The organism is Streptomyces sp. CA-106110 (genome assembly GCF_050936285.1).
Classification (GTDB): Bacteria; Actinomycetota; Actinomycetes; order Streptomycetales; family Streptomycetaceae; genus Streptomyces.
The window spans coordinates 6,446,700-6,464,729 of record NZ_JBNJNB010000001.1 but is presented as its reverse complement, the minus strand read 5'-3'; the positions used below and the strand labels follow the sequence as shown (position 1 = coordinate 6,464,729).

Here is an 18,030-nt window from a genome sequence, read left to right as displayed (position 1 = left end):
CCGCAAGGAAGAGCGCCGCGAAACCTGGTCCTGTGGAGCAGTTTGGAGTGCTCGCCACCCTGTCAAGGTGGAGGCCGCGGGTTCAAATCCCGTCAGGACCGCCCGATGAAAGGCCCCGTGTCGTCAGATGCGGGGCCTTTCGCATGCCCGCCGTCGGCCGGCCGCCTTCGCGGGGAGGGGCCAGGCACGATGGCACAGGCCTCAAGCGCCCGGCCGGGAACGCCCGCCGGTGCCCGGCTCCGGCCCGGCCCGGAGAGGGCTCCGCGGCGGTGGCACGGACGGGCGGCACGCGACTCTGAGCCCTCGTCAGAGTCGCCGTTGCCGAGCGCCTGCGGGCCCGTGCGCGTTCCAGAGTGTCTTGACGGCGTCACATTCCACCGGTACCCAGAAAACAGGGACCCCGGTTGCCCGGGCCCAGGGGGAGGTGGCGTATGGCGGCGTCCGCTCGGCACGAGACGCGTGCCTTACTCCGTGCCCATCTGTCCGCCGCGGCCGGCTATCGCCATCTGACGCGGCACTGCCCGGTCTGCCATCAGCTCCTGCGCCTGGCGATGGAACCCGCCCAGCGCGGCGAGGAAGACCCTGAGGCGACCGCCGAGGACGACACACCCTCCACAGTGTGAGCCGAGCCCGCCGAGCACCCCGGGACACGGTGACGCGACTGCCGAGCGGAAGGTTCGAAGCAACTGCGGGTGGGCACTTCTGGACGTACGGTCCGCTCAACGCACCATCCGGACCGCTGTGTTCCATTAGCAAAGAGACCGTGATCGCAACAAGGACCCGGTCATGTGACGGGAGTCACCGCATGAGTTTTGTGAGGTGCGGTACTTACTCCCCTCCTACAATGAGTCAATTTAATATGTGCAATTGCACTGCTCTCGGAGGTCCTCCACAGCGGATCCGACACCCCTCCCCAGACTTCGACAAGGCCGCTCACAGAGGGGTCCCGGGCGCCCTGACAAGGGCACAAAAAAGATCGCGCTGGACTCGGCGGAGTCCAGCGCGATAGACGACGCACCCTTGGCGTGCCTCTACTGACCTTGGGCGAGGGCGCTGTTGGGGCAGCACCCGCGTCGCTTGGAGCTGTGGTTCGGACGTCGCGGCAGATTGGGGAACCTGCCGATATGTCCGGCTATTCGGCTGTTCAGGCCTCGCTGCGCTGCTGCGGGATGCCCGCGAGCAGCGCGCGGACCTCGGCCTCGCGGTAGCGGCGGTGCCCGCCGAGCGTACGGATCGAAGTGAGCTTGCCGGCCTTCGCCCACCGCGTGACCGTCTTGGGGTCGACGCGGAACATCGTGGCGACCTCAGCCGGGGTCAGCAGCGGCTCGGCATCAGGGGTGCGAGCGGTCATGAGCGGCCTCCTCGGGAGAACCGAACCTTCGGTTCTTTCCTCTAAATTCTGCACCTTGACCCGCGTTGCCCGAAATGGCGGACGCGAGTCGAGTCGGTTATAGGACGAACGGCTTGTCCTCGGCACTACAACTACACCATCTGTCCAACCGCGTCGGCCAAACCGATGGAATTGCCCTCCCAGGTGTTCATCAGCGACGGAAGCCGATGGACCATGCCATAGCGGACAGTCACGCCACTGTGACGATCAGTCACAGGACGATCAGGAGTCACCAGACCCCAAAGAGTGCAATGCTGAACTTCCGCCCATAAGTGGACAGAGGGAACCTCCCCCGGGCTCCTTGTCCTATTTTGGCATGAGGAGGGCCGTAAGGCGCAAGGTCCTTGTAAGTGCCGTCCGTCACGCTTGACGGCAAAAGCCCGGATCGAGACCTACGCCCCCGCTGCTGACGTGCGGTACGTCAACCATGGGCCAAGGGTTGGCACTTCACCATGTCTTGCGAGTCACAATTCGCGCACCGGTTCGCCGAGGTTCCGGCCGGAACGCGCCCCTCAGTTCGCCGAGCGGCGGTCCCGTACGGCCCGCCAGCGCTCCACCAACCGCCCGTAGGCCTCCCCGGCCGTGGCCCCGTCCCCCAGTCGCAGGGCCTCGATCCCCTCGGCGACGTCCGCCGCCGAATGGTCCCCGTCCAGCTCGGCGGCCGGCAGGACATGGACGAGCCCGCCGTAGTCCAGCTCGACCAGCGAACGCGGGTGGAACTCCTCCAGCCACCGGCCCACATCGACCAGGCCGTCGATCAGGGGCCCCTCGTCGATGGCCTCCTTGAGGGTCCGCAGGGCCCGTGCGGTGCGCCGCCGGGCCTGCACCATGGGCGTGCGGTAGCGCAGCATCGGCGGGACCTCGCCGGTCCCCTTCTCGTATCTGCGCTCGTCGTCCGAGACCAGGACGAACCAGTTCAGCGGCACCTGCCAGGTCGCGGTACGGATCCAGGGGCGGGCGTCCGGGTTGTCCTCCAGCCAGCGCTCGTAGTCCTGCGTGGCCTGGCGGCGCACGACGGGCGGCAGGATCGCGTCCAGGACCGGGCCGGGCAGCTCCTCCGCCAGCTCCCCGAGCGCCTGCCAGCCGCGCAGCCGGGTACGCCACGGGCAGATGTACGGGGCCCCGTCGACCTCGGTCACGAAGGCGTCGCCGCTCTCGTGCACCGGCACCGGCACCGGCGGGGTGGGCAGCAAATCGGCCAGGGAGCGCCGCAGTTCGTCCTGATACGAGGGGCGGTCGGGGCGCCGGGCGTACCGCTCCCACTGACCGCGCTCCGGCTCCGGGAAGGCGGCCAGCGGTTCGTACACGCGCAAGTAGGACGCGTACGGGACGATCACCGAGGACACCTTGGGCACGCCTGCTCCCTCCCCATCGGACCTGACCCGAAACCCGGCCGGGCGGCACCCGGCGGGTGTGGAAACCATTGCAAATCGTCCCACGAACCCGTCCGGGCGTACTCCGAGGGAGGGTGATCCAGAGCACTGCGAGGTTCGCGGGCGCCTCCACGCTCTACGCTCATGCCACGGGCCCCGCCACCCGCACGGGACCCACTCCTCAACCGCCGCTACCCACTCGGGAGTCACCACCGTGACCGACGTAACCGACGGCGTCCTGCACACCCTGTTCCACTCGGATCAAGGGGGTCATGAGCAGGTCGTGCTCTGCCAGGACCGGGCCACCGGCCTCAAAGCCGTCATCGCGATCCACTCCACCGCCCTGGGCCCCGCCCTCGGCGGCACCCGCTTCTACCCGTACGCGACGGAGGAGGCAGCCGTCGCCGACGCGCTGAACCTCGCGCGCGGGATGTCGTACAAGAACGCCATGGCCGGTCTCGACCACGGCGGCGGCAAGGCCGTGATCATCGGTGACCCCGAGCGGATCAAGACCGAGGAGCTGCTGCTGGCGTACGGCCGCTTCGTGGCCTCGCTCGGTGGCCGGTACGTCACCGCCTGTGATGTCGGCACCTATGTCGCCGACATGGATGTGGTCGCCCGGGTGTGCCCGTGGACCACCGGGCGCTCCCCGGAGAACGGCGGTGCGGGTGACTCGTCCGTGCTGACCGCCTACGGCGTGTTCCAGGGCATGCGGGCCTCCGCCCAGCACCAGTGGGGCGACCCCACCCTGCGCGGCCGCAAGGTCGGCGTCGCGGGCGTCGGCAAGGTCGGGCACTACCTGGTCCAGCACCTGCTGGAGGACGGTGCCGAGGTCGTGATCACGGACGTGCGGCCGGACGCCGTGCGCCGGGTCACCGACGCGCACCCCGAAGTCTCCGTCGCGGCCGACACCGATGCCCTCATCCGCACCGAGGGCCTCGACATCTACGCGCCCTGCGCCCTCGGCGGGGCGCTGAACGACGACTCCGTGCCGGTACTGACGGCGAAGGTGGTGTGCGGCGCGGCCAACAACCAGCTCGCTCACCCGGGCGTGGAAAAGGACCTCGCCGACCGCGGGATCCTCTACGCGCCGGACTACGTCGTCAACGCCGGCGGTGTCATCCAGGTCGCCGACGAACTGCACGGCTTCGACTTCGACCGGTGCAAGGCCAAGGCGTCGAAGATCTTCGACACCACGCTCGCCATATTCGCACGCGCGAAGGAAGACGGTATTCCGCCGGCCGCGGCGGCCGACCGGATCGCGGAGCAGCGGATGGCCGAGGCTCGCAGGCCGGGCCTCGGCGGGGAGGCCACGCAGGTTTGAGCGGTACCCGCCGATGGGAGGTTGGAGAGAACTCTCACTCTTATCGGCGGGTCGTCCGCCAATAAGTGGTTAAAATCGGCTGTGACCAGCGAGGACGGGGCGCCTCGCAGGTTCTGTGCACACGCCCGTCCTGCGGGCGACGTACCGTATGGGCGTGGGCTCAGGTACCGTGGAAGCCCTACGGACCGGTCTCTCCACGGAGAGCCCGTTCCGGTTCATGAACGCGTGTCAAGACTCTGGGGCCGTCGAGCCCCGTCGTTGAGGGGGTCGAGCCATGGGGCGCGGCCGGGCCAAGGCCAAGCAGACGAAGGTCGCCCGCCAGCTGAAGTACAACAGCGGTGGGACGGATCTCTCACGCCTGGCTGAGGAGCTGGGCGCATCGACGTCGAACACGTCGCCGAACGGCGACCGATTCGAGGAAGATGAGCACGACGACGAACTGTACGCACGGTACGCGGACCTTTACGCGGACGATGACGAGGACGAGGACGACGATTCCTCGCAACACCGTCGCGGCGCTTGACCCTGCACTGAATTCCCACCCGGTCCGTGGCCCAGCCACGGACCGGGTTCTGTGCTGTCCCTGAGGACTCAGCCCGCGTAGTCACCTACCAGGGCCGCGCCCGTCGCGTGGTCACCCCGGTCGGTGATCTCGCCGGCGACCCATGCGTCCACGCCGCGGTCCGCCAGTGCGGAGAGCGCGACGTCCACCGAATGCTCGGGGACGATCGCGATCATGCCCACGCCCATGTTCAGGGTCTTCTCCAGCTCCAGCCGTTCGACATCGCCGCTCTTCCCGACGAGGTCGAACACGGGGGCAGGGGTCCAGGTGGAACGGTCGACCACGGCGTGCAGGCCGTCCGGGATCACACGAGCCAGGTTGGCGGCGAGTCCGCCGCCGGTGATGTGACTGAACGCGTGCACCTCGGCGGTACGCGTGAGCGCCAGGCAGTCCAGGGAGTAGATCTTCGTGGGCTCGAGCAGCTCCTCGCCGAGGGTGCGGCCGAACTCCTCGATGTGCTGGTCGAGGCCGAGCTTCGTCCGGTCGAGGAGCACGTGCCGCACGAGGGAGTACCCGTTGGAGTGAAGTCCGGAGGCGGCCATGGCGATCACGGCGTCACCCTCGCGGATGCGCTCGGCACCGAGCAGCCGGTCGGCCTCCACAACGCCCGTACCGGCGCCCGCGACGTCGAAGTCGTCCGGACCGAGCAGACCCGGGTGTTCGGCCGTCTCACCGCCGACCAGGGCGCAGCCTGCCAGCACGCAGCCTTCGGCGATGCCCTTCACGATCGCTGCGACGCGCTCGGGGTGCACCTTGCCGACGCAGATGTAGTCGGTCATGAACAGCGGCTCGGCACCGCACACCACAATGTCGTCCATGACCATGGCGACCAGGTCGTGCCCGATGGTGTCGTAGACGCCCATCCGGCGCGCGACGTCGACCTTGGTGCCGACACCGTCGGTGGCGGAGGCCAGCAGCGGGCGCTCGTAGTTCTTGAGGGCGGAGGCGTCGAAGAGGCCGGCGAAGCCGCCGAGGCCGCCGAGGACCTCGGGCCGCCGCGTCTTCTTCACCCACTCCTTCATGAGCTCCACCGCGCGGTCGCCCGCCTCGATGTCGACGCCCGCGGCGGCGTAGGAAGCACCCTCGGAGGTTCCCGTCGACGGGGTCGACTGATCGGACACAGCAGACATTGCCTGGATCTTTCGGGGTCGGTGGAAGTGCTCAGGGGCGACGGATGGCGTCGGCCGCGGCCGTGGCGGCGGGACCGGCCGCCAGCTCCGTCTCCAACAGCTGCTTGCCCAGCAGCTCCGGGTCGGGCAGCTCCATCGGGTACTCGCCGTCGAAGCAAGCTCGGCACAGGTTCGGCTTGGCGATGGTGGTCGCCTCGATCATGGCCTCGAGCGAGATGTACGCCAGCGAGTCCGCGCCGAGGGACCGGCCGATCTCGTCGACCGACATGCCGTTGGCGATCAGCTCGGCGCGGGTGGCGAAGTCGATGCCGAAGAAGCACGGCCACTTCACGGGCGGGGAGGAGATCCGGATGTGGACCTCGGCGGCGCCGGCCTCGCGCAGCATCCGCACCAGCGCGCGCTGGGTGTTGCCGCGCACGATCGAGTCGTCGACGACGACCAGGCGCTTGCCGCTGATGACTTCCTTCAGGGGGTTCAGCTTCAGACGGATGCCGAGCTGGCGGATCGTCTGCGAGGGCTGGATGAAGGTACGGCCGACGTACGCGTTCTTCACCAGACCGGAGCCGAACGGGATGCCGGACGCCTCCGCGTAGCCGATCGCGGCGGGCGTGCCGGACTCGGGCGTCGCTATGACCAGATCGGCCTCGGCGGGGGCCTCCTTGGCGAGGCGGCGGCCCATCTCGACGCGGGACAGGTAGACGTTCCGGCCGGCGATATCGGTGTCCGGGCGGGCCAGGTACACGTACTCGAAGACGCAACCGCGAGGCTTCGCTTCCGCGAATCGCGACGTCCGCAGACCGTTCTCGTCTATCGCGACGAACTCGCCCGGCTCGATCTCGCGGACGAAGCTCGCACCCGTGATGTCGAGCGCGGCGGTCTCGGAGGCGACGACCCAGCCGCGCTCCAGACGGCCGAGGACCAGCGGCCGGATGCCCTGCGGGTCACGGGCCGCGTAGAGCGTCTGCTCGTCCATGAAGACCAGCGAGAAGGCGCCCCTCACCTGGGGCAGGACCTTGGCGGCCGCCTCCTCGACGGTCAGCGGCTTGCCGTCGTCGTCCACCTGACCGGCCAGCAGGGCCGTGACGAGGTCGGTGTCGTTCGTGGCGGCGACCTGGGTGGCGCGGCCGTTCTCCTTGGGGAGGGCCGCCACCATCTTGGCCAGCTGCGCCGTGTTGACGAGGTTGCCGTTGTGGCCGAGGGCGATCGAACCGTTCGCCGTGGCCCGGAACGTCGGCTGGGCGTTCTCCCAGACGGAGGCACCGGTGGTCGAGTACCGGGCGTGTCCGACCGCGATGTGGCCCTGGAGCGATCCGAGGGAGGTCTCGTCGAAGACCTGGGAAACCAGGCCCATGTCCTTGAAGACGAGAATCTGGGAGCCGTTGCTGACCGCGATACCCGCGGATTCCTGACCTCGGTGCTGGAGGGCGTAGAGCCCGAAGTACGTCAGTTTTGCGACCTCTTCACCCGGAGCCCAGACACCGAAGACGCCACACGCGTCCTGGGGGCCCTTCTCACCGGGGAGCAGATCGTGATTGAGTCGACCGTCACCACGTGGCACGGGTCCGAGTGTAGGCGAGATCGTGCACTGGTCCGAATCCAGGCCTCCGTGTCTCTCCGTCACGGGCCCGGTCGGAGGGGCCGCCTCACGGCTGGGCGAGCGCGCTGACCCCCTTGCCGTTTTCGCTGGTCAGCGTGATGCTGCGGTGATCGATTCGATAGGTGAGCGGGCGGTCGAAGATCTTGCTCAGCGTGTTCTCGGTGTCCATGAGTGAGGCGTCGCACATCCTGCGGGTAGCCCTGGGGACGCCCAGCGTGAGGTGACCGTCGCGTACGGTCGCCTTCGCCGTGAACCGGTTGCAGCCGAGGCTGCCCGACGCCGTGCCGGCCTTCTCGTCGAGGGTGACCCAGGCCTTGCCCGTCGCCGCCGCGGGCAGCGAGGAGGCGGTGTCGCCGTCCACCAGGGACGTGACCTGCCACCTGGTGCCGGACAGGGACGCGTCGCTCTCCTTGGTGAGGCGCACGCGGTCGCCGTTCTCGGCGGTGAGCGTCAGCCGTCCCCCGTCTACGGCTGCCGTCAGCGCACCGTCCGCGAGCGTGTGGGAGAAGGCCGCCTCGAAGGCCATCGGGGCCTTGTCGCAGGCCATGTCGGTGGACCGGGCCGAGCCGAAGTCGACGCGGTCGCCCCGGACGGCGGCGGAGGCGCCGAAGCTGTTGCACCCGTAGTTCCCGTGCGCCTGTCCGGAGTCGTCGATCTGCAGGTACGCGCCGATCGGGGCCTTCTGGGTGGTGTCGCCCGTGGTGAGGCTGTCGACGCGCCAGTGGATGCCGGTGACGGGTGGTTTGCCGTCCGGCGCCACAGAACCGCTGCCGCTGCCCGAACCGGTGTCGGTACCGCAGGCCACCGCGAGCGGGAGCAGGGTCAGAACGGTGAGGGTCAGTCGGTGCTTGTCCATGGCGGTGGGACGGCTGGAGTGCAGGGGCGGTTCCACGGCGGGCCCCCTCCCAGGACGTCCCCTCACGCCATGAGGGGCAGCAGGTCGCTGAGGTCGGCCCGTTCACCGCTGGCCGCGATCCGCGCGTCGGCGCGGGCGGCGGCCCAGTCCGTGCGGCCGGTCGCCAGCCTGACCCAGGTCAGCGGGTCGGTCTCGACGACGTTGGGCGGGGTGCCGCGGGTGTGGCGCGGTCCTTCGATGCACTGCACGACGGCGTACGGCGGAACGCGCACCTCGGTCGAGGCGCCGGGCGCCTTGACGGCAAGCGCGTCGGCGAGCAGCCGGGTCGCGGCGGCGAGGGCCTGACGGTCGTACGGGATGTCGAGACCCGGGACGGCGGCGTTCAGGTCGTCGGTGTGGACGACGAGTTCGACGGTACGGGTGACGACACAGTCGGCCAGCGGCATGGCGCCCGCGCTGGTGGCCAGCAGCCGGGTGCCGGGGTAGGCGTCGAGGCCGGCGGTGAAGTGCTGCTCCACGTCGGCCAGGAAGGCGTCCAGGTCGGGGTGCTGCTCGGCGAGCCGACGGGCATCCGCGGCGATGGCGGCCGAGTTCGCCGCGGTCGCGAACGGCCAGTCCAGTGCCGTGGCGTCTTGCCGCACCGGCTCGGGCCCGTCCAGGAGCCGGCGGACCCCCGCCAGCGCCGTTCCGATGTGCGCGACCAGTTCCCGCACGGTCCAGTCCCCGAGCCGGGTGGGAAGCCCCAACTGCTCCGGCGTCAGCGTCCCGACGGCCTGTCGTACGTTCCCGAACTGGGCGAGCACGGCGGTGCGGGTCTTGACGGGGTCGTACGTCCGGGTGCGCTTCTTGGCCGGGGGCATAGGGGCGAGCCTATGCCTTCACCGCGTAGCCGCTCAGGCCCTTTTGGACCAGGTCGACGGGCTGACGGGCGGCGGCCGACGGCGCCGGCGACTCGGCTGGGCTGTCCCCGACGGCGATGCGGCTGTGGTGCTGCTCGACCAGGGCGTTGCGGACGGCGCTCGGCATCCCGGCGGCCGGGACGGGCAGCGAGGTCTCGGGTGCCCCTTCCGAGCGCGAGGAACGCACGCTCCCTCAGGACCGTTGTCTCGATGACGATTCCGCGCACCGGACGGGCGAACGGCTCACCGGGCAGGCCGACCGGCGGGTCGCGGGCCTCGGCCATCTCCAGGACCGCCGGCGGGACAGCGTCCACCGCGGCGTCCCCGGGCCGGCGCTCGCGCACAGCACGGGCCGTGTCCCCGACATGCTCCGTCAAGGGGGAGAAGACCGGGCCCCGACACCGCCATCGGCGCACCGACGCACCGGCGTGGCTGACGGCAGCGGCCCCTGCCGACGGGTTACGTGCCTGCCTTTCGTCCACGCGACGCAGGTCGCCTCCTGGAGCGGCGCTGAGCTGCTGAACCTCGTCACCGCCCCCTACGGCTCCCGAAGTCCCCCGCCCCGACGGCGATCCGGTCCCGGGCCGGGAGGCCGAGCCGGTCGCGGTAGGACGAAGGCCCCGCCCGGCGGACCGGGCGGGGCCTTCACCGTCATACGGGCGGGGGCTACTTGAGCAGTGCCGGGATGGTTCCCTCGTGCGCCTCGCGCAGTTCCGCCAAGGACAGCTCGAACTCGCCCTGGAGCTCGACCGTGTCCCCGTCCACGACACCGACACGGGTCGCGGGCAGGCCGCGCGCGCCGCACATGTCGTTGAAGCGGACCTCCTCGGAGCGCGGCACCGCGACGATCGCACGGCCGGCGGACTCGGAGAAGAGGAAGGTGAACGCGTCGAGTCCGTCCGGCACGATCAGCCGCGCACCCTTGCCGCCGAGCAGCGCCGACTCGACCACGGCCTGAACGAGGCCGCCGTCGGACAGGTCGTGCGCGGAGTCGATCATGCCGTCGCGGGAGGCCGAGATGAGGATCTCGCCGAGCAGCCGCTCGCGCTCCAGGTCGACCTGCGGGGGCAGACCGCCGAGGTGGTCGTGGACGACCTGCGACCAGGCCGAACCGCCGAACTCCTCACGCGTGTCGCCGAGGAGGTAGAGCAGCTGCCCCTCCTCCTGGAAGGCGACGGGCGTACGGCGCGCGACGTCGTCGATGACACCCAACACCGCCACCACCGGCGTCGGGTGGATGGCCACCTCGCCGGTCTGGTTGTACAGGGAGACATTGCCGCCGGTCACCGGGGTGCCCAGCTGCTGACAGGCGTCCGCGAGCCCACGCACGGCCTCCGCGAACTGCCACATCACGGCCGGGTCCTCGGGCGAGCCGAAGTTCAGGCAGTCGGAGACGGCCAGCGGCTTGGCCCCGGTGGTCGCCACATTGCGGTACGCCTCCGCGAGCGCGAGCTGCGCGCCCGCGTACGGGTCGAGCTTCGCGTAGCGGCCGTTCCCGTCGGTGGCGATGGCGACGCCGAGCCCGGACTCCTCGTCGACGCGGATCATGCCGGAGTCCTCGGGCTGGGCGAGGACCGTGTTGCCCTGCACGAAGTGGTCGTACTGCGAGGTGATCCACTTCTTGGAGGCCTGGTTGGGCGACGCGACCAGCTTCAGGACCTGGTCCTTCAGCTCCTCGGAGGTCTCCGGCCGCGGCAGCTTGTTCGCGTCGTCGGCCTGGAGGGCGTCCTGCCACTCCGGACGGGCGTAGGGGCGCTCGTACACCGGGCCCTCGTGCGCCACCGTCCGCGGGTCCACGTCGACGATCTTCTCGCCGTGCCAGTAGATCTCGAGGCGGTCCCCGTCGGTCACCTCACCGATGACGGTGGCGATGACGTCCCACTTGGCGCAGATCTCCAGGAAGCGGTCGACCTTCCCGGGCTCGACGACCGCGCACATGCGTTCCTGCGACTCGCTCATGAGGATCTCCTCCGGCGAGAGCGTCGAGTCGCGCAGCGGTACGTCGTCCAGGGTGACGTGCATGCCGCCGGAGCCGTTCGAGGCCAGCTCGGAGGTGGCGCAGGACAGGCCTGCCGCACCCAGGTCCTGGATGCCGACGACCAGCTTCTCCTTGAAGGCCTCCAGGGTGCACTCGATGAGCAGCTTCTCCTGGAAGGGGTCGCCGACCTGCACGGCGGGGCGCTTGGAGGGCTTGGCGTCGTCGAAGGTCTCCGAGGCGAGGATCGAGGCGCCGCCGATGCCGTCGCCGCCTGTGCGGGCGCCGTACAGGACGACCTTGTTGCCCGTGCCGGACGCCTTCGCGAGGTGGATGTCCTCGTGCCGCATCACGCCGATCGCACCGGCGTTGACCAGCGGGTTGCCCTGGTAGCAGGAGTCGAAGACGACCTCGCCGCCGATGTTGGGCAGGCCCAGGCAGTTGCCGTAGCCGCCGATGCCGGCGACGACACCCGGCAGCACACGCTTGGTGTCCGGGTGGTCTGCCGCACCGAAGCGCAGCGGGTCGACGACGGCCACCGGCCGCGCGCCCATCGCGATGATGTCGCGCACGATGCCGCCGACACCCGTGGCCGCGCCCTGGTAGGGCTCGACGTACGAGGGGTGGTTGTGCGACTCGACCTTGAAGGTGACCGCGTAGCCCTGGCCGACGTCCACGACGCCGGCGTTCTCGCCGATGCCGACGAGCAGGGCGTCGGACTCGGGGGCCTTCTCGCCGAACTGGCGGAGGTGGACCTTCGAGGACTTGTACGAGCAGTGCTCGGACCACATGACCGAGTACATGGCGAGCTCGGCGCCGGTCGGGCGACGGCCCAGGATCTCGACGATCCGCTCGTACTCGTCCTTCTTCAGGCCGAGTTCGGCCCAGGGCAGCTCGACGTCGGGGGTCTCGGTCGCATGCTCGACCGTGTCCAGAGGCGTCCGGCTCATGCGCCCACCAGCTTCTTGAGGATCGAGGTGAAGAACGGGAGCCCGTCGGTACGACCGGTACCGATCAAGGACTCGACGGCGTGCTCCGGGTGCGGCATGAGACCGACGACGTTCCCGGCCTCGTTGGTGATGCCGGCGATGTCCCGCAGGGAGCCGTTGGGGTTGAAGTCGAGGTACCGGAAGACGACCCGGCCCTCTGCCTCCAGCTTGTCCAGCGTGTACTCGTCGGCGACGTACCGGCCGTCCATGTTCTTCAGCGGGATATGGATCTCCTGGCCGGGCGCGAAGTCACTCGTCCAGGAGGTCCCCGCGTTCTCGACCCGCATCTTCTGGTCGCGGCAGATGAAGTGGAGGTGGTCGTTGCCGAGCATCGCGCCCGGAAGGAGATGGGCTTCGGTGAGGATCTGGAAACCGTTGCAGATGCCGAAGACCGGGAGCCCGTCCTTCGCCTGCTCGATGACGGTCTCCATCACCGGGGAGAAGCGGGAGATGGCACCGGCGCGCAGATAGTCGCCGTACGAGAAACCGCCCGGAAGGACCACCGCGTCGACCTGCTTGAGGTCCTTGTCCTTGTGCCAGAGGGCGACGGGTTCCGCGCCCGCGAGACGGATCGCGCGTTGCGTGTCCCGGTCGTCCAGGCTGCCCGGGAAAGTGACGACGCCAATACGAGCGGTCACTTCGCGGCCTCCGCGACTTCCTCCACCTTGACGGTGAAGTCCTCGATCACGGTGTTGGCGAGGAAGGATTCCGCAAGATCGTGGATGCGGGCCAGCGCGGCGTCGTCGACCGGACCGTCCACTTCGAGTTCGAATCGCTTTCCCTGACGTACGTCGGAGATGCCTTCGAAACCGAGCCGCGGCAGTGCGCGCTGCACCGCCTGGCCCTGGGGGTCGAGGATCTCCGGCTTGAGCATGACGTCGACTACGACGCGTGCCACTGGCACTCCCGGTGTGTGGTGCTGAGCAGGTTCCTTCAGACTACCTGCACAAAATTTCTACTCGCGTAGATTCGTAGCATCCTACGTGACCCTCATCACGATCCCGCATCGGCGCGGGGCCCCTGCACGGAAAATCCTCGGAAAACCCGCAGAAGAGCGGTGACAGACATTGCGCGCGGACACGCGGAGGTATTCAGTCGGTCTTCACAATGCAATGCCGGGCACTGTACAAAGGAATTGGCAATAGCCGATACTTTGCCCAATTACTGCCGGACAGTCGACATCTCCTCGACATCTGCCGGACGTCTGTGCACGTCATGGTCTGTGATCGCGGAGGTGCCGCACGAAGGGACCGATATTCGTGGCGCAGCGTGTCGTGGTCACTCTCTTTGACGACATCGACGGCTCAGAAGCGGCGGAAACGATCGTCTTCGGACTGGACGGCAAGTCGTACGAGATCGACCTCAATCAAGCCAATGCCAAGAAACTGCGTAAGGTGCTGGCACCCTACGTCGAGGCCGGCCGCAAGAAGGCGAAGTCCGGGAAGGCGTACACGCACACGGCGTTGACGCCGGACCCGGCCGCCGTCCGCGCCTGGGCGCGCTCCAACAAGATGGAGGTCCCGCCGCGCGGCCGCATCCCGAAGAAGGTCTACGAGGCGTTCGCAGAGGCGCACTGACGCACTCGCCGCTCCGGCCGGGCACGGGCCGGAGCGGCCCCGCGCGTTCGCCGGAGCCGCTCCCCCCGCGTCCCGTGCGCCGCTGCCTCCCGCACCCACTGCACGAAGGCCCCATCGGACCCCGCGTCCAATCGACTTGCGTTTCACCCCCGGTGATCAGCTAGAGTCTGGGACACGCCGAGGGGCAAGGCCGGAAGGCAGGGCCCCGAGGAGCCATGCGGGTGTAGTTCAGTAGCAGAACACCCCCTTTCCAAGGGGGAGGCGCAGTGTGCAATCCCTGTCACCCGCTCTACGGCATCGGTCCGAGCATCCTTGTGGATCAGGTAGGCTGGTGTTCGCACCGATCGGTGAAAGCCGGTCGGGAGCAATGCGGACGTAGCTCAGTTGGTAGAGCGCAACCTTGCCAAGGTTGAGGTCGCGAGTTCGAGCCTCGTCGTCCGCTCCAAAAAGGAAAGGCCCCGGTCGATCGACCGGGGCCTTTCTCGTATGCGCCCGCCGGGTCCGTCGGCCTCTGACATGCGTCGTGCGGAGTGATGCGCGGGATCACCTTCTCGGTGGCCTGCGCCGGGCTCTTCACATTTCTCGGGGTCGACGGCACGGGCAAGACATCCAGCCATCCACGGCCGAACCGCTGGAGAGGCTCGCACCCACCCACCGGCCGCGCGGTGCGGATTCTGGGACGCGATCCATACGAGGAGAGGCGGCCGTCCGCCCCAGGACCGGCGTGATGCTTGCGAGGACGGCTTCTCCTCCGAGCCGGCGGCGCCGACCGAAAGCCGCCGATACACCTGGAATTGGTGAGGTGCAGCGGTTCGCCCAAGAGTCGCAGCGAGAGGTTCCGGAGGTGGTGCGCGGCTACCGCGAGGCCGACCTGAACGCCGAACTGGCGGGGGCCCGGGGCGCGCTGATGGCTGCGGGCGGACCCAGGGGGCGGAGCATGCTCCGGCCGACCACCGAGGTGCGCCTGCCTTAGGCTCCCTCGTCGTCGTCCGCTTGTCGCACTGTGAGTGAGGTCACTTCATGACATCCCCACGGGCGGTCCGGCCGTGAACGCCTCGTCCGGGGAGCGCGCTGCTCGCCCTGAGGACGATCTCGTGGTCGTCGCACAAGCCGCGACCAGGCCCGAGGCACGCGCGACGGCACGGGCACACCTTCCCCACGTGGCCGTCCTGGATCTTCGGATGTCCGGGACGGACGGTGTGAGGGTCGCCACATCGCTGCGGCCGAGGTCCCGGGGTGCCAGGCGCTGATCGTCCACGGCCACGGACGGCCCGGGCATCTGAAACGGGCGCTGCAGGCGGGTGTGCGCGGACTCGTCCCGAAGACCGTTCACGCCCCGCGGCTCGCCGAGATCATCCGCATGGCGCAGGCGAGAAACCTCTGCGTGGCCCCGAGTTGGCCGCCGAAGCGATCTCGGCCGGGGGCTCACCGCTGACGGCGCGGGAGGCCGAGGTGGTCGAATTCGCCGCCGACAGCGCGCCGGTGGCAGAGATCGCGGAACGGACCGCGCTGCGGCCGGGGACGTGCGGAACCACCTGTCGTCGGCCGTCTCGAAGCTCGGCGTGGAGAACCGTCATGTGGCGGTGCGTCTCGCACGCGAACGAGGTTGGGTATAGTTGCTCTCGCGCAAGCGCGCAGTGCGGACGTAGCTCAGTTGGTAGAGCGCAACCTTGCCAAGGTTGAGGTCGCGAGTTCGAGCCTCGTCGTCCGCTCCAGAAAAAAGCCCCCGGCCCAGGCCGGGGGCTTTTTCGTGGACGTCCGGATCCCGAGGACAGGCACTCGGGGGCCGGGGACGGATGTGCTCCGGGGGCCCGGCGGGTCGCCAGGCCCCGCTCGGTCAGGACCAGGCGACGCCCGTCAGGCGCTCGTACGCCTCCGTGTACTTCGCCCGGGTCGCCTCCACGATCTCCTGCGGCAGCGGCGGCGGAGGCTCCTCGCTCGTGCGGTCCCAGCCGGAGGCGGGGGACGTGAGCCAGTCCCGTACGAACTGCTTGTCGAAGGAGGGCTGGGACCGGCCCGGCTCCCACCGGTCGGCCGGCCAGAAGCGCGAGGAGTCCGGAGTGAGGACCTCGTCGGCCAGGACGAGCGTGTCCCCGTCATACCCGAACTCGAACTTGGTGTCCGCGAGGATGATCCCGCGGTCACGGGCGATGTCGCGGGCGCGGCCGTAGACGGCGAGGGTCGTCTGCCGCAGGTTGGCGGCGGTCTCGGCACCGACCTGGCGGGCGACCTCCTCGTACGAGACGTTCTCGTCGTGGTCGCCGACCGCTGCCTTGGTCGCGGGCGTGAAGATCGGCGCGGGCAGCTCCGAGCCGTCGACGAGGCCCTCCGGGAGGGCGAGGCCGCAGACGGTACGGGACTCGTTGTACTCGGCGAGGCCCGAACCGGTGAGGTAGCCCCGGGCCACGCACTCCACCGGGATCATCTGCAGGGACTTGCAGACGAGGGTGCGGCCGGCCCAGTCGGCGGGAGCGCCGGGCGGCAGTTCGGTGCTCAGGACATGGCTCGGGGCCAGATCGGCGAATTTGTCGAACCACCAGAGCGAGAGCTGGGTGAGGATCCTGCCCTTGTCCGGGATCACGGTCGGCAGCACCCAGTCGTATGCGGACGTACGGTCACTGGCGACCATCACGAGGTCGCCCGCCTCGTTCTGGTACAGATCGCGCACCTTGCCAGTGTGCAGATGCACCAGGCCCGGCACCTGGACGGGCTCGGGCTTTTCGACGAATCCGGACACGGTTCCTCCCCGTGGTTCTCTCCAATTGGCTCGATTCTCCCGTATGCGGATGGCGAACCGGTGCCGGGGGCCGGTACAGGGTGCGGTCAGTCCCGTTTGCAGATGCGGTCGAGGAGGTTCGCAGTCGCCTGCTGGATGCGGGCGTCCACGTGGCCGGGGCGGTCCAGCGCCGGGGACCAGGCGAACGTCCCGGACGCGAAGACCAGGGCGCCGGACGGGGCGCGGTACAGAGAGGTCTCCTGGTGGCGCAGCGCACCGTCGCTGTCCCGGTAGGGGGAGTGGGCGAGCAGGATGCGGCCCTGGTGGTCGGGCAGCGGCGCGCGCGGGAAGTAGCGGTCGGCCTCCCCGGCCACCATCCCCGACAGTTCGGCCCCCTCCTCCGCGCCGGTCGTCTCCCACAGCCAGTGGTCGGCGTTGCGCACGACGAGGGGGTGCGGCTCGGGCACCCGGCCCGCGTACTGGATGCCGATCATCTCCTGCTCGGGGCGGTCGATCTCCCGCCACAGAGCGGGCTTTCCGGGACCTCGGCGCTTGCGGCAGGTGAGCAGGCGGTCGGCGACGCCGGACGGGGACGGACCCAACTCCACTTGCCAGTACATGGTGTTGGCGGAGAGGAAGACGACCGAGGTGCCGGTCTCCCGGGCGAGTTCCACGGTGCGGCGCATCTGCGGCGACCAGTACTCGTCATGGCCGGGGAAGACGAGGCCGCGGTAACGGGTGGGGTCGATGCGTCCGGCGTGCAGATCGCGCGCGTCGGCGTAGGAGAGGTCGTAGTGGTAGCGCTCGGCCCAGCGGATGAAGTCGTACGCGTGACCCACGTGCAGCGGGAGGCCCGCGCCCGCGTAGGGACGGTCGAAGGAGACCGTGGTGGCGGCGTCGGCCTCACCCAGCAACCGGCCGTTCTCGTCCCAGGCGTGGTAGAGGCTGGCACCGGTGCGGCCGTCCTCCGGGTAGAGGTTGTACGCCTGCCAGGTGATGTCCGGGAGCAGCAGGAGAAGGTCCGCCAGGCGGCTGTCGCGCACGGTGAAGGGCACGTGGGAGCGGTAGCCGTCGACGGTGGTGAGGACGGCGACGTACGCGCCGATGCTCCAGTAGGACGGGATCTGCATCCGCCAGGACAACCACCAGTGGTGGCAGGAGACCGTGCGGTCGGCGGTCAGCGGGGGCGGCTGGACGATGCCGGAGAGCCTGGGGCTGGTGGTGATCTTGGACGCCCCGTCACCGCCGTAGTGCCCGATCCGGTACACGTCGACGGCGAACTCCTGGGGTGGGTCCACCGTGATGTGGAAGTCGATGGCTTCGCCCGGCGCCACCGCGCCGCTGGAGGTGAAGCCCTTGATCTGACGGTGTACGTCGTCGGCGGAGCGCGGGCCGCCGGTGCGGGGCGCCGGAATCCGCGCCCCTTTGTGGCCCTGGGACGGGACCTGGGCGGGTGCCGCTTCCACGTACCAGGGGACCACGTGGCCCGTGTCGTCGAAGTACGTCTCACTTCCCCGGAGCCAGGGGACGGGGCCCTGGCCGAAAGGATCCGTCACGGCATGTGCGAGAGCGCCCGACTCCCAGCGGCGGATGTGCTCCGACCCCATGCGATGTCCCCTCCCTCGTCCCCCGTGAGCCGTCG

At 69.4% G+C, this 18,030-nt stretch carries 16 protein-coding genes, 4 tRNA genes and 2 pseudogenes; 10 read left to right on the top strand and 12 right to left on the bottom strand.

The features are described from left to right. Positions 1 to 26 precede the first annotated feature (26 nt). Together ACQEXA_RS29765 and ACQEXA_RS29760 are read left to right on the top strand one after the other, a co-directional pair. Positions 27 to 101: transfer RNA gene (locus ACQEXA_RS29765), tRNA-Asp, on the top strand. 330 nt (positions 102 to 431) lie between these two features. After that, positions 432 to 623, top strand: a complete 192-nt coding sequence (locus tag ACQEXA_RS29760; protein WP_359397490.1) for a DUF6274 family protein — start codon at positions 432 to 434, stop codon at positions 621 to 623. 521 nt (positions 624 to 1,144) lie between these two features. Here ACQEXA_RS29760 and bldC read toward each other — a convergent pair. Together bldC and ACQEXA_RS29750 are read right to left on the bottom strand one after the other, a co-directional pair. After that, complete coding sequence (gene bldC, locus ACQEXA_RS29755) at positions 1,145 to 1,351, bottom strand: developmental transcriptional regulator BldC (protein WP_003949541.1); 207 nt, start codon at positions 1,349 to 1,351, stop codon at positions 1,145 to 1,147. Positions 1,352 to 1,902: 551 nt separating this feature from the next. Then, a complete protein-coding gene (locus ACQEXA_RS29750) occupies positions 1,903 to 2,745 on the bottom strand; it encodes a hypothetical protein (protein WP_432929803.1) in 843 nt (280 codons plus the stop codon). A gap of 232 nt (positions 2,746 to 2,977) precedes the next feature. On the opposite strand from ACQEXA_RS29750, the gene ACQEXA_RS29745 reads away from it, so the two are divergent. Continuing rightward, a complete protein-coding gene (locus tag ACQEXA_RS29745) occupies positions 2,978 to 4,087 on the top strand; it encodes a Leu/Phe/Val dehydrogenase (protein ID WP_432929805.1) in 1,110 nt (369 codons plus the stop codon). Positions 4,088 to 4,361: 274 nt separating this feature from the next. After that, positions 4,362 to 4,610, top strand: a complete 249-nt coding sequence (locus tag ACQEXA_RS29740) for a DUF3073 domain-containing protein (RefSeq protein ID WP_359397483.1) — start codon at positions 4,362 to 4,364, stop codon at positions 4,608 to 4,610. Positions 4,611 to 4,678: 68 nt separating this feature from the next. Here ACQEXA_RS29740 and purM read toward each other — a convergent pair whose 3' ends face one another. From purM to purS, 8 genes are all read right to left on the bottom strand, one after another. Beyond that, the gene (gene purM, locus ACQEXA_RS29735) at positions 4,679 to 5,779 is read right to left on the bottom strand and encodes a phosphoribosylformylglycinamidine cyclo-ligase (protein WP_432929807.1); all 1,101 of its coding nucleotides are present in this window, start codon (positions 5,777 to 5,779) and stop codon (positions 4,679 to 4,681) included. A gap of 31 nt (positions 5,780 to 5,810) precedes the next feature. Further along, positions 5,811 to 7,337, bottom strand: coding sequence for an amidophosphoribosyltransferase (gene purF, locus ACQEXA_RS29730; RefSeq protein ID WP_432929809.1), 1,527 nt, complete (start codon positions 7,335 to 7,337; stop codon positions 5,811 to 5,813). An 85-nt stretch (positions 7,338 to 7,422) separates the two neighbouring features. Further along, complete coding sequence (locus tag ACQEXA_RS29725; protein ID WP_432929811.1) at positions 7,423 to 8,268, bottom strand: META domain-containing protein; 846 nt, start codon at positions 8,266 to 8,268, stop codon at positions 7,423 to 7,425. A 26-nt stretch (positions 8,269 to 8,294) separates the two neighbouring features. Continuing rightward, a complete protein-coding gene (locus ACQEXA_RS29720) occupies positions 8,295 to 9,092 on the bottom strand; it encodes a sterol carrier family protein (protein ID WP_432929813.1) in 798 nt (265 codons plus the stop codon). Between the two features lie 10 nt (positions 9,093 to 9,102). Further along, positions 9,103 to 9,318, bottom strand: coding sequence for a hypothetical protein (locus tag ACQEXA_RS29715; RefSeq protein WP_432929815.1), 216 nt, complete (start codon positions 9,316 to 9,318; stop codon positions 9,103 to 9,105). 479 nt (positions 9,319 to 9,797) lie between these two features. Further along, a complete protein-coding gene (purL, locus tag ACQEXA_RS29710) occupies positions 9,798 to 12,056 on the bottom strand; it encodes a phosphoribosylformylglycinamidine synthase subunit PurL (RefSeq protein WP_432929817.1) in 2,259 nt (752 codons plus the stop codon). Beyond that, a complete protein-coding gene (purQ, locus tag ACQEXA_RS29705; RefSeq protein WP_433131600.1) occupies positions 12,053 to 12,733 on the bottom strand; it encodes a phosphoribosylformylglycinamidine synthase subunit PurQ in 681 nt (226 codons plus the stop codon). The genes purL and purQ overlap by 4 nt, the downstream gene beginning before the upstream one ends. Beyond that, positions 12,730 to 12,993 (bottom strand): phosphoribosylformylglycinamidine synthase subunit PurS, encoded by a 264-nt coding sequence (gene purS / locus ACQEXA_RS29700; protein ID WP_019982969.1) that lies wholly within the window; start codon positions 12,991 to 12,993, stop codon positions 12,730 to 12,732. Before purS ends, purQ begins: the two co-directional genes overlap by 4 nt. 361 nt (positions 12,994 to 13,354) lie before the next feature. Here purS and ACQEXA_RS29695 point away from each other — a divergent pair, with 361 nt between their 5' ends. The 6 genes and pseudogenes from ACQEXA_RS29695 to ACQEXA_RS29670 all read left to right on the top strand — a co-directional run bounded on the left by ACQEXA_RS29695 (position 13,355) and on the right by ACQEXA_RS29670 (position 15,387). Next, positions 13,355 to 13,672 carry a histone-like nucleoid-structuring protein Lsr2 gene (locus ACQEXA_RS29695; protein WP_359397457.1) on the top strand — a complete coding sequence of 106 codons (318 nt, stop codon included), beginning with the start codon at positions 13,355 to 13,357 and terminating at the stop codon, positions 13,670 to 13,672. Between the two features lie 217 nt (positions 13,673 to 13,889). Beyond that, a tRNA-Gly gene (locus ACQEXA_RS29690) sits at positions 13,890 to 13,961 on the top strand. Positions 13,962 to 14,041: 80 nt separating this feature from the next. Next, a tRNA-Gly gene (locus ACQEXA_RS29685) sits at positions 14,042 to 14,117 on the top strand. Positions 14,118 to 14,426: 309 nt separating this feature from the next. After that, positions 14,427 to 14,591, top strand: a pseudogene (locus ACQEXA_RS29680) (sensor histidine kinase); the annotation flags it as partial. A gap of 106 nt (positions 14,592 to 14,697) precedes the next feature. Beyond that, a pseudogene (locus ACQEXA_RS29675) lies at positions 14,698 to 15,288 on the top strand (response regulator transcription factor). A gap of 23 nt (positions 15,289 to 15,311) precedes the next feature. Continuing rightward, positions 15,312 to 15,387 (top strand) — tRNA-Gly (locus ACQEXA_RS29670). Positions 15,388 to 15,509: 122 nt separating this feature from the next. Here the strand turns inward: ACQEXA_RS29670 and ACQEXA_RS29665 are convergent. Together ACQEXA_RS29665 and ACQEXA_RS29660 are read right to left on the bottom strand one after the other, a co-directional pair. After that, positions 15,510 to 16,409, bottom strand: a complete 900-nt coding sequence (locus ACQEXA_RS29665) for a phosphoribosylaminoimidazolesuccinocarboxamide synthase (protein WP_433131598.1) — start codon at positions 16,407 to 16,409, stop codon at positions 15,510 to 15,512. 86 nt (positions 16,410 to 16,495) lie between these two features. Further along, entirely contained in the window at positions 16,496 to 17,995 is a 1,500-nt protein-coding gene (locus ACQEXA_RS29660; RefSeq protein ID WP_432929824.1) for a N,N-dimethylformamidase beta subunit family domain-containing protein, read from the bottom strand. Between the last annotated feature and the right edge of the window lie 35 nt (positions 17,996 to 18,030).

Coding starts and splice junctions, on each gene's coding strand:
- ACQEXA_RS29660 (WP_432929824.1), bottom strand. CDS start 17,995: ATGGGGTCGGAGCACATCCGCCGCTGGGAGTCGGGCGCTCTCGCACAT.
- ACQEXA_RS29720 (WP_432929813.1), bottom strand. CDS start 9,092: ATGCCCCCGGCCAAGAAGCGCACCCGGACGTACGACCCCGTCAAGACC.
- bldC (WP_003949541.1), bottom strand. CDS start 1,351: ATGACCGCTCGCACCCCTGATGCCGAGCCGCTGCTGACCCCGGCTGAG.
- purL (WP_432929817.1), bottom strand. CDS start 12,056: ATGAGCCGGACGCCTCTGGACACGGTCGAGCATGCGACCGAGACCCCC.
- ACQEXA_RS29740 (WP_359397483.1), top strand. CDS start 4,362: ATGGGGCGCGGCCGGGCCAAGGCCAAGCAGACGAAGGTCGCCCGCCAG.
- purM (WP_432929807.1), bottom strand. CDS start 5,779: ATGTCTGCTGTGTCCGATCAGTCGACCCCGTCGACGGGAACCTCCGAG.
- ACQEXA_RS29760 (WP_359397490.1), top strand. CDS start 432: ATGGCGGCGTCCGCTCGGCACGAGACGCGTGCCTTACTCCGTGCCCAT.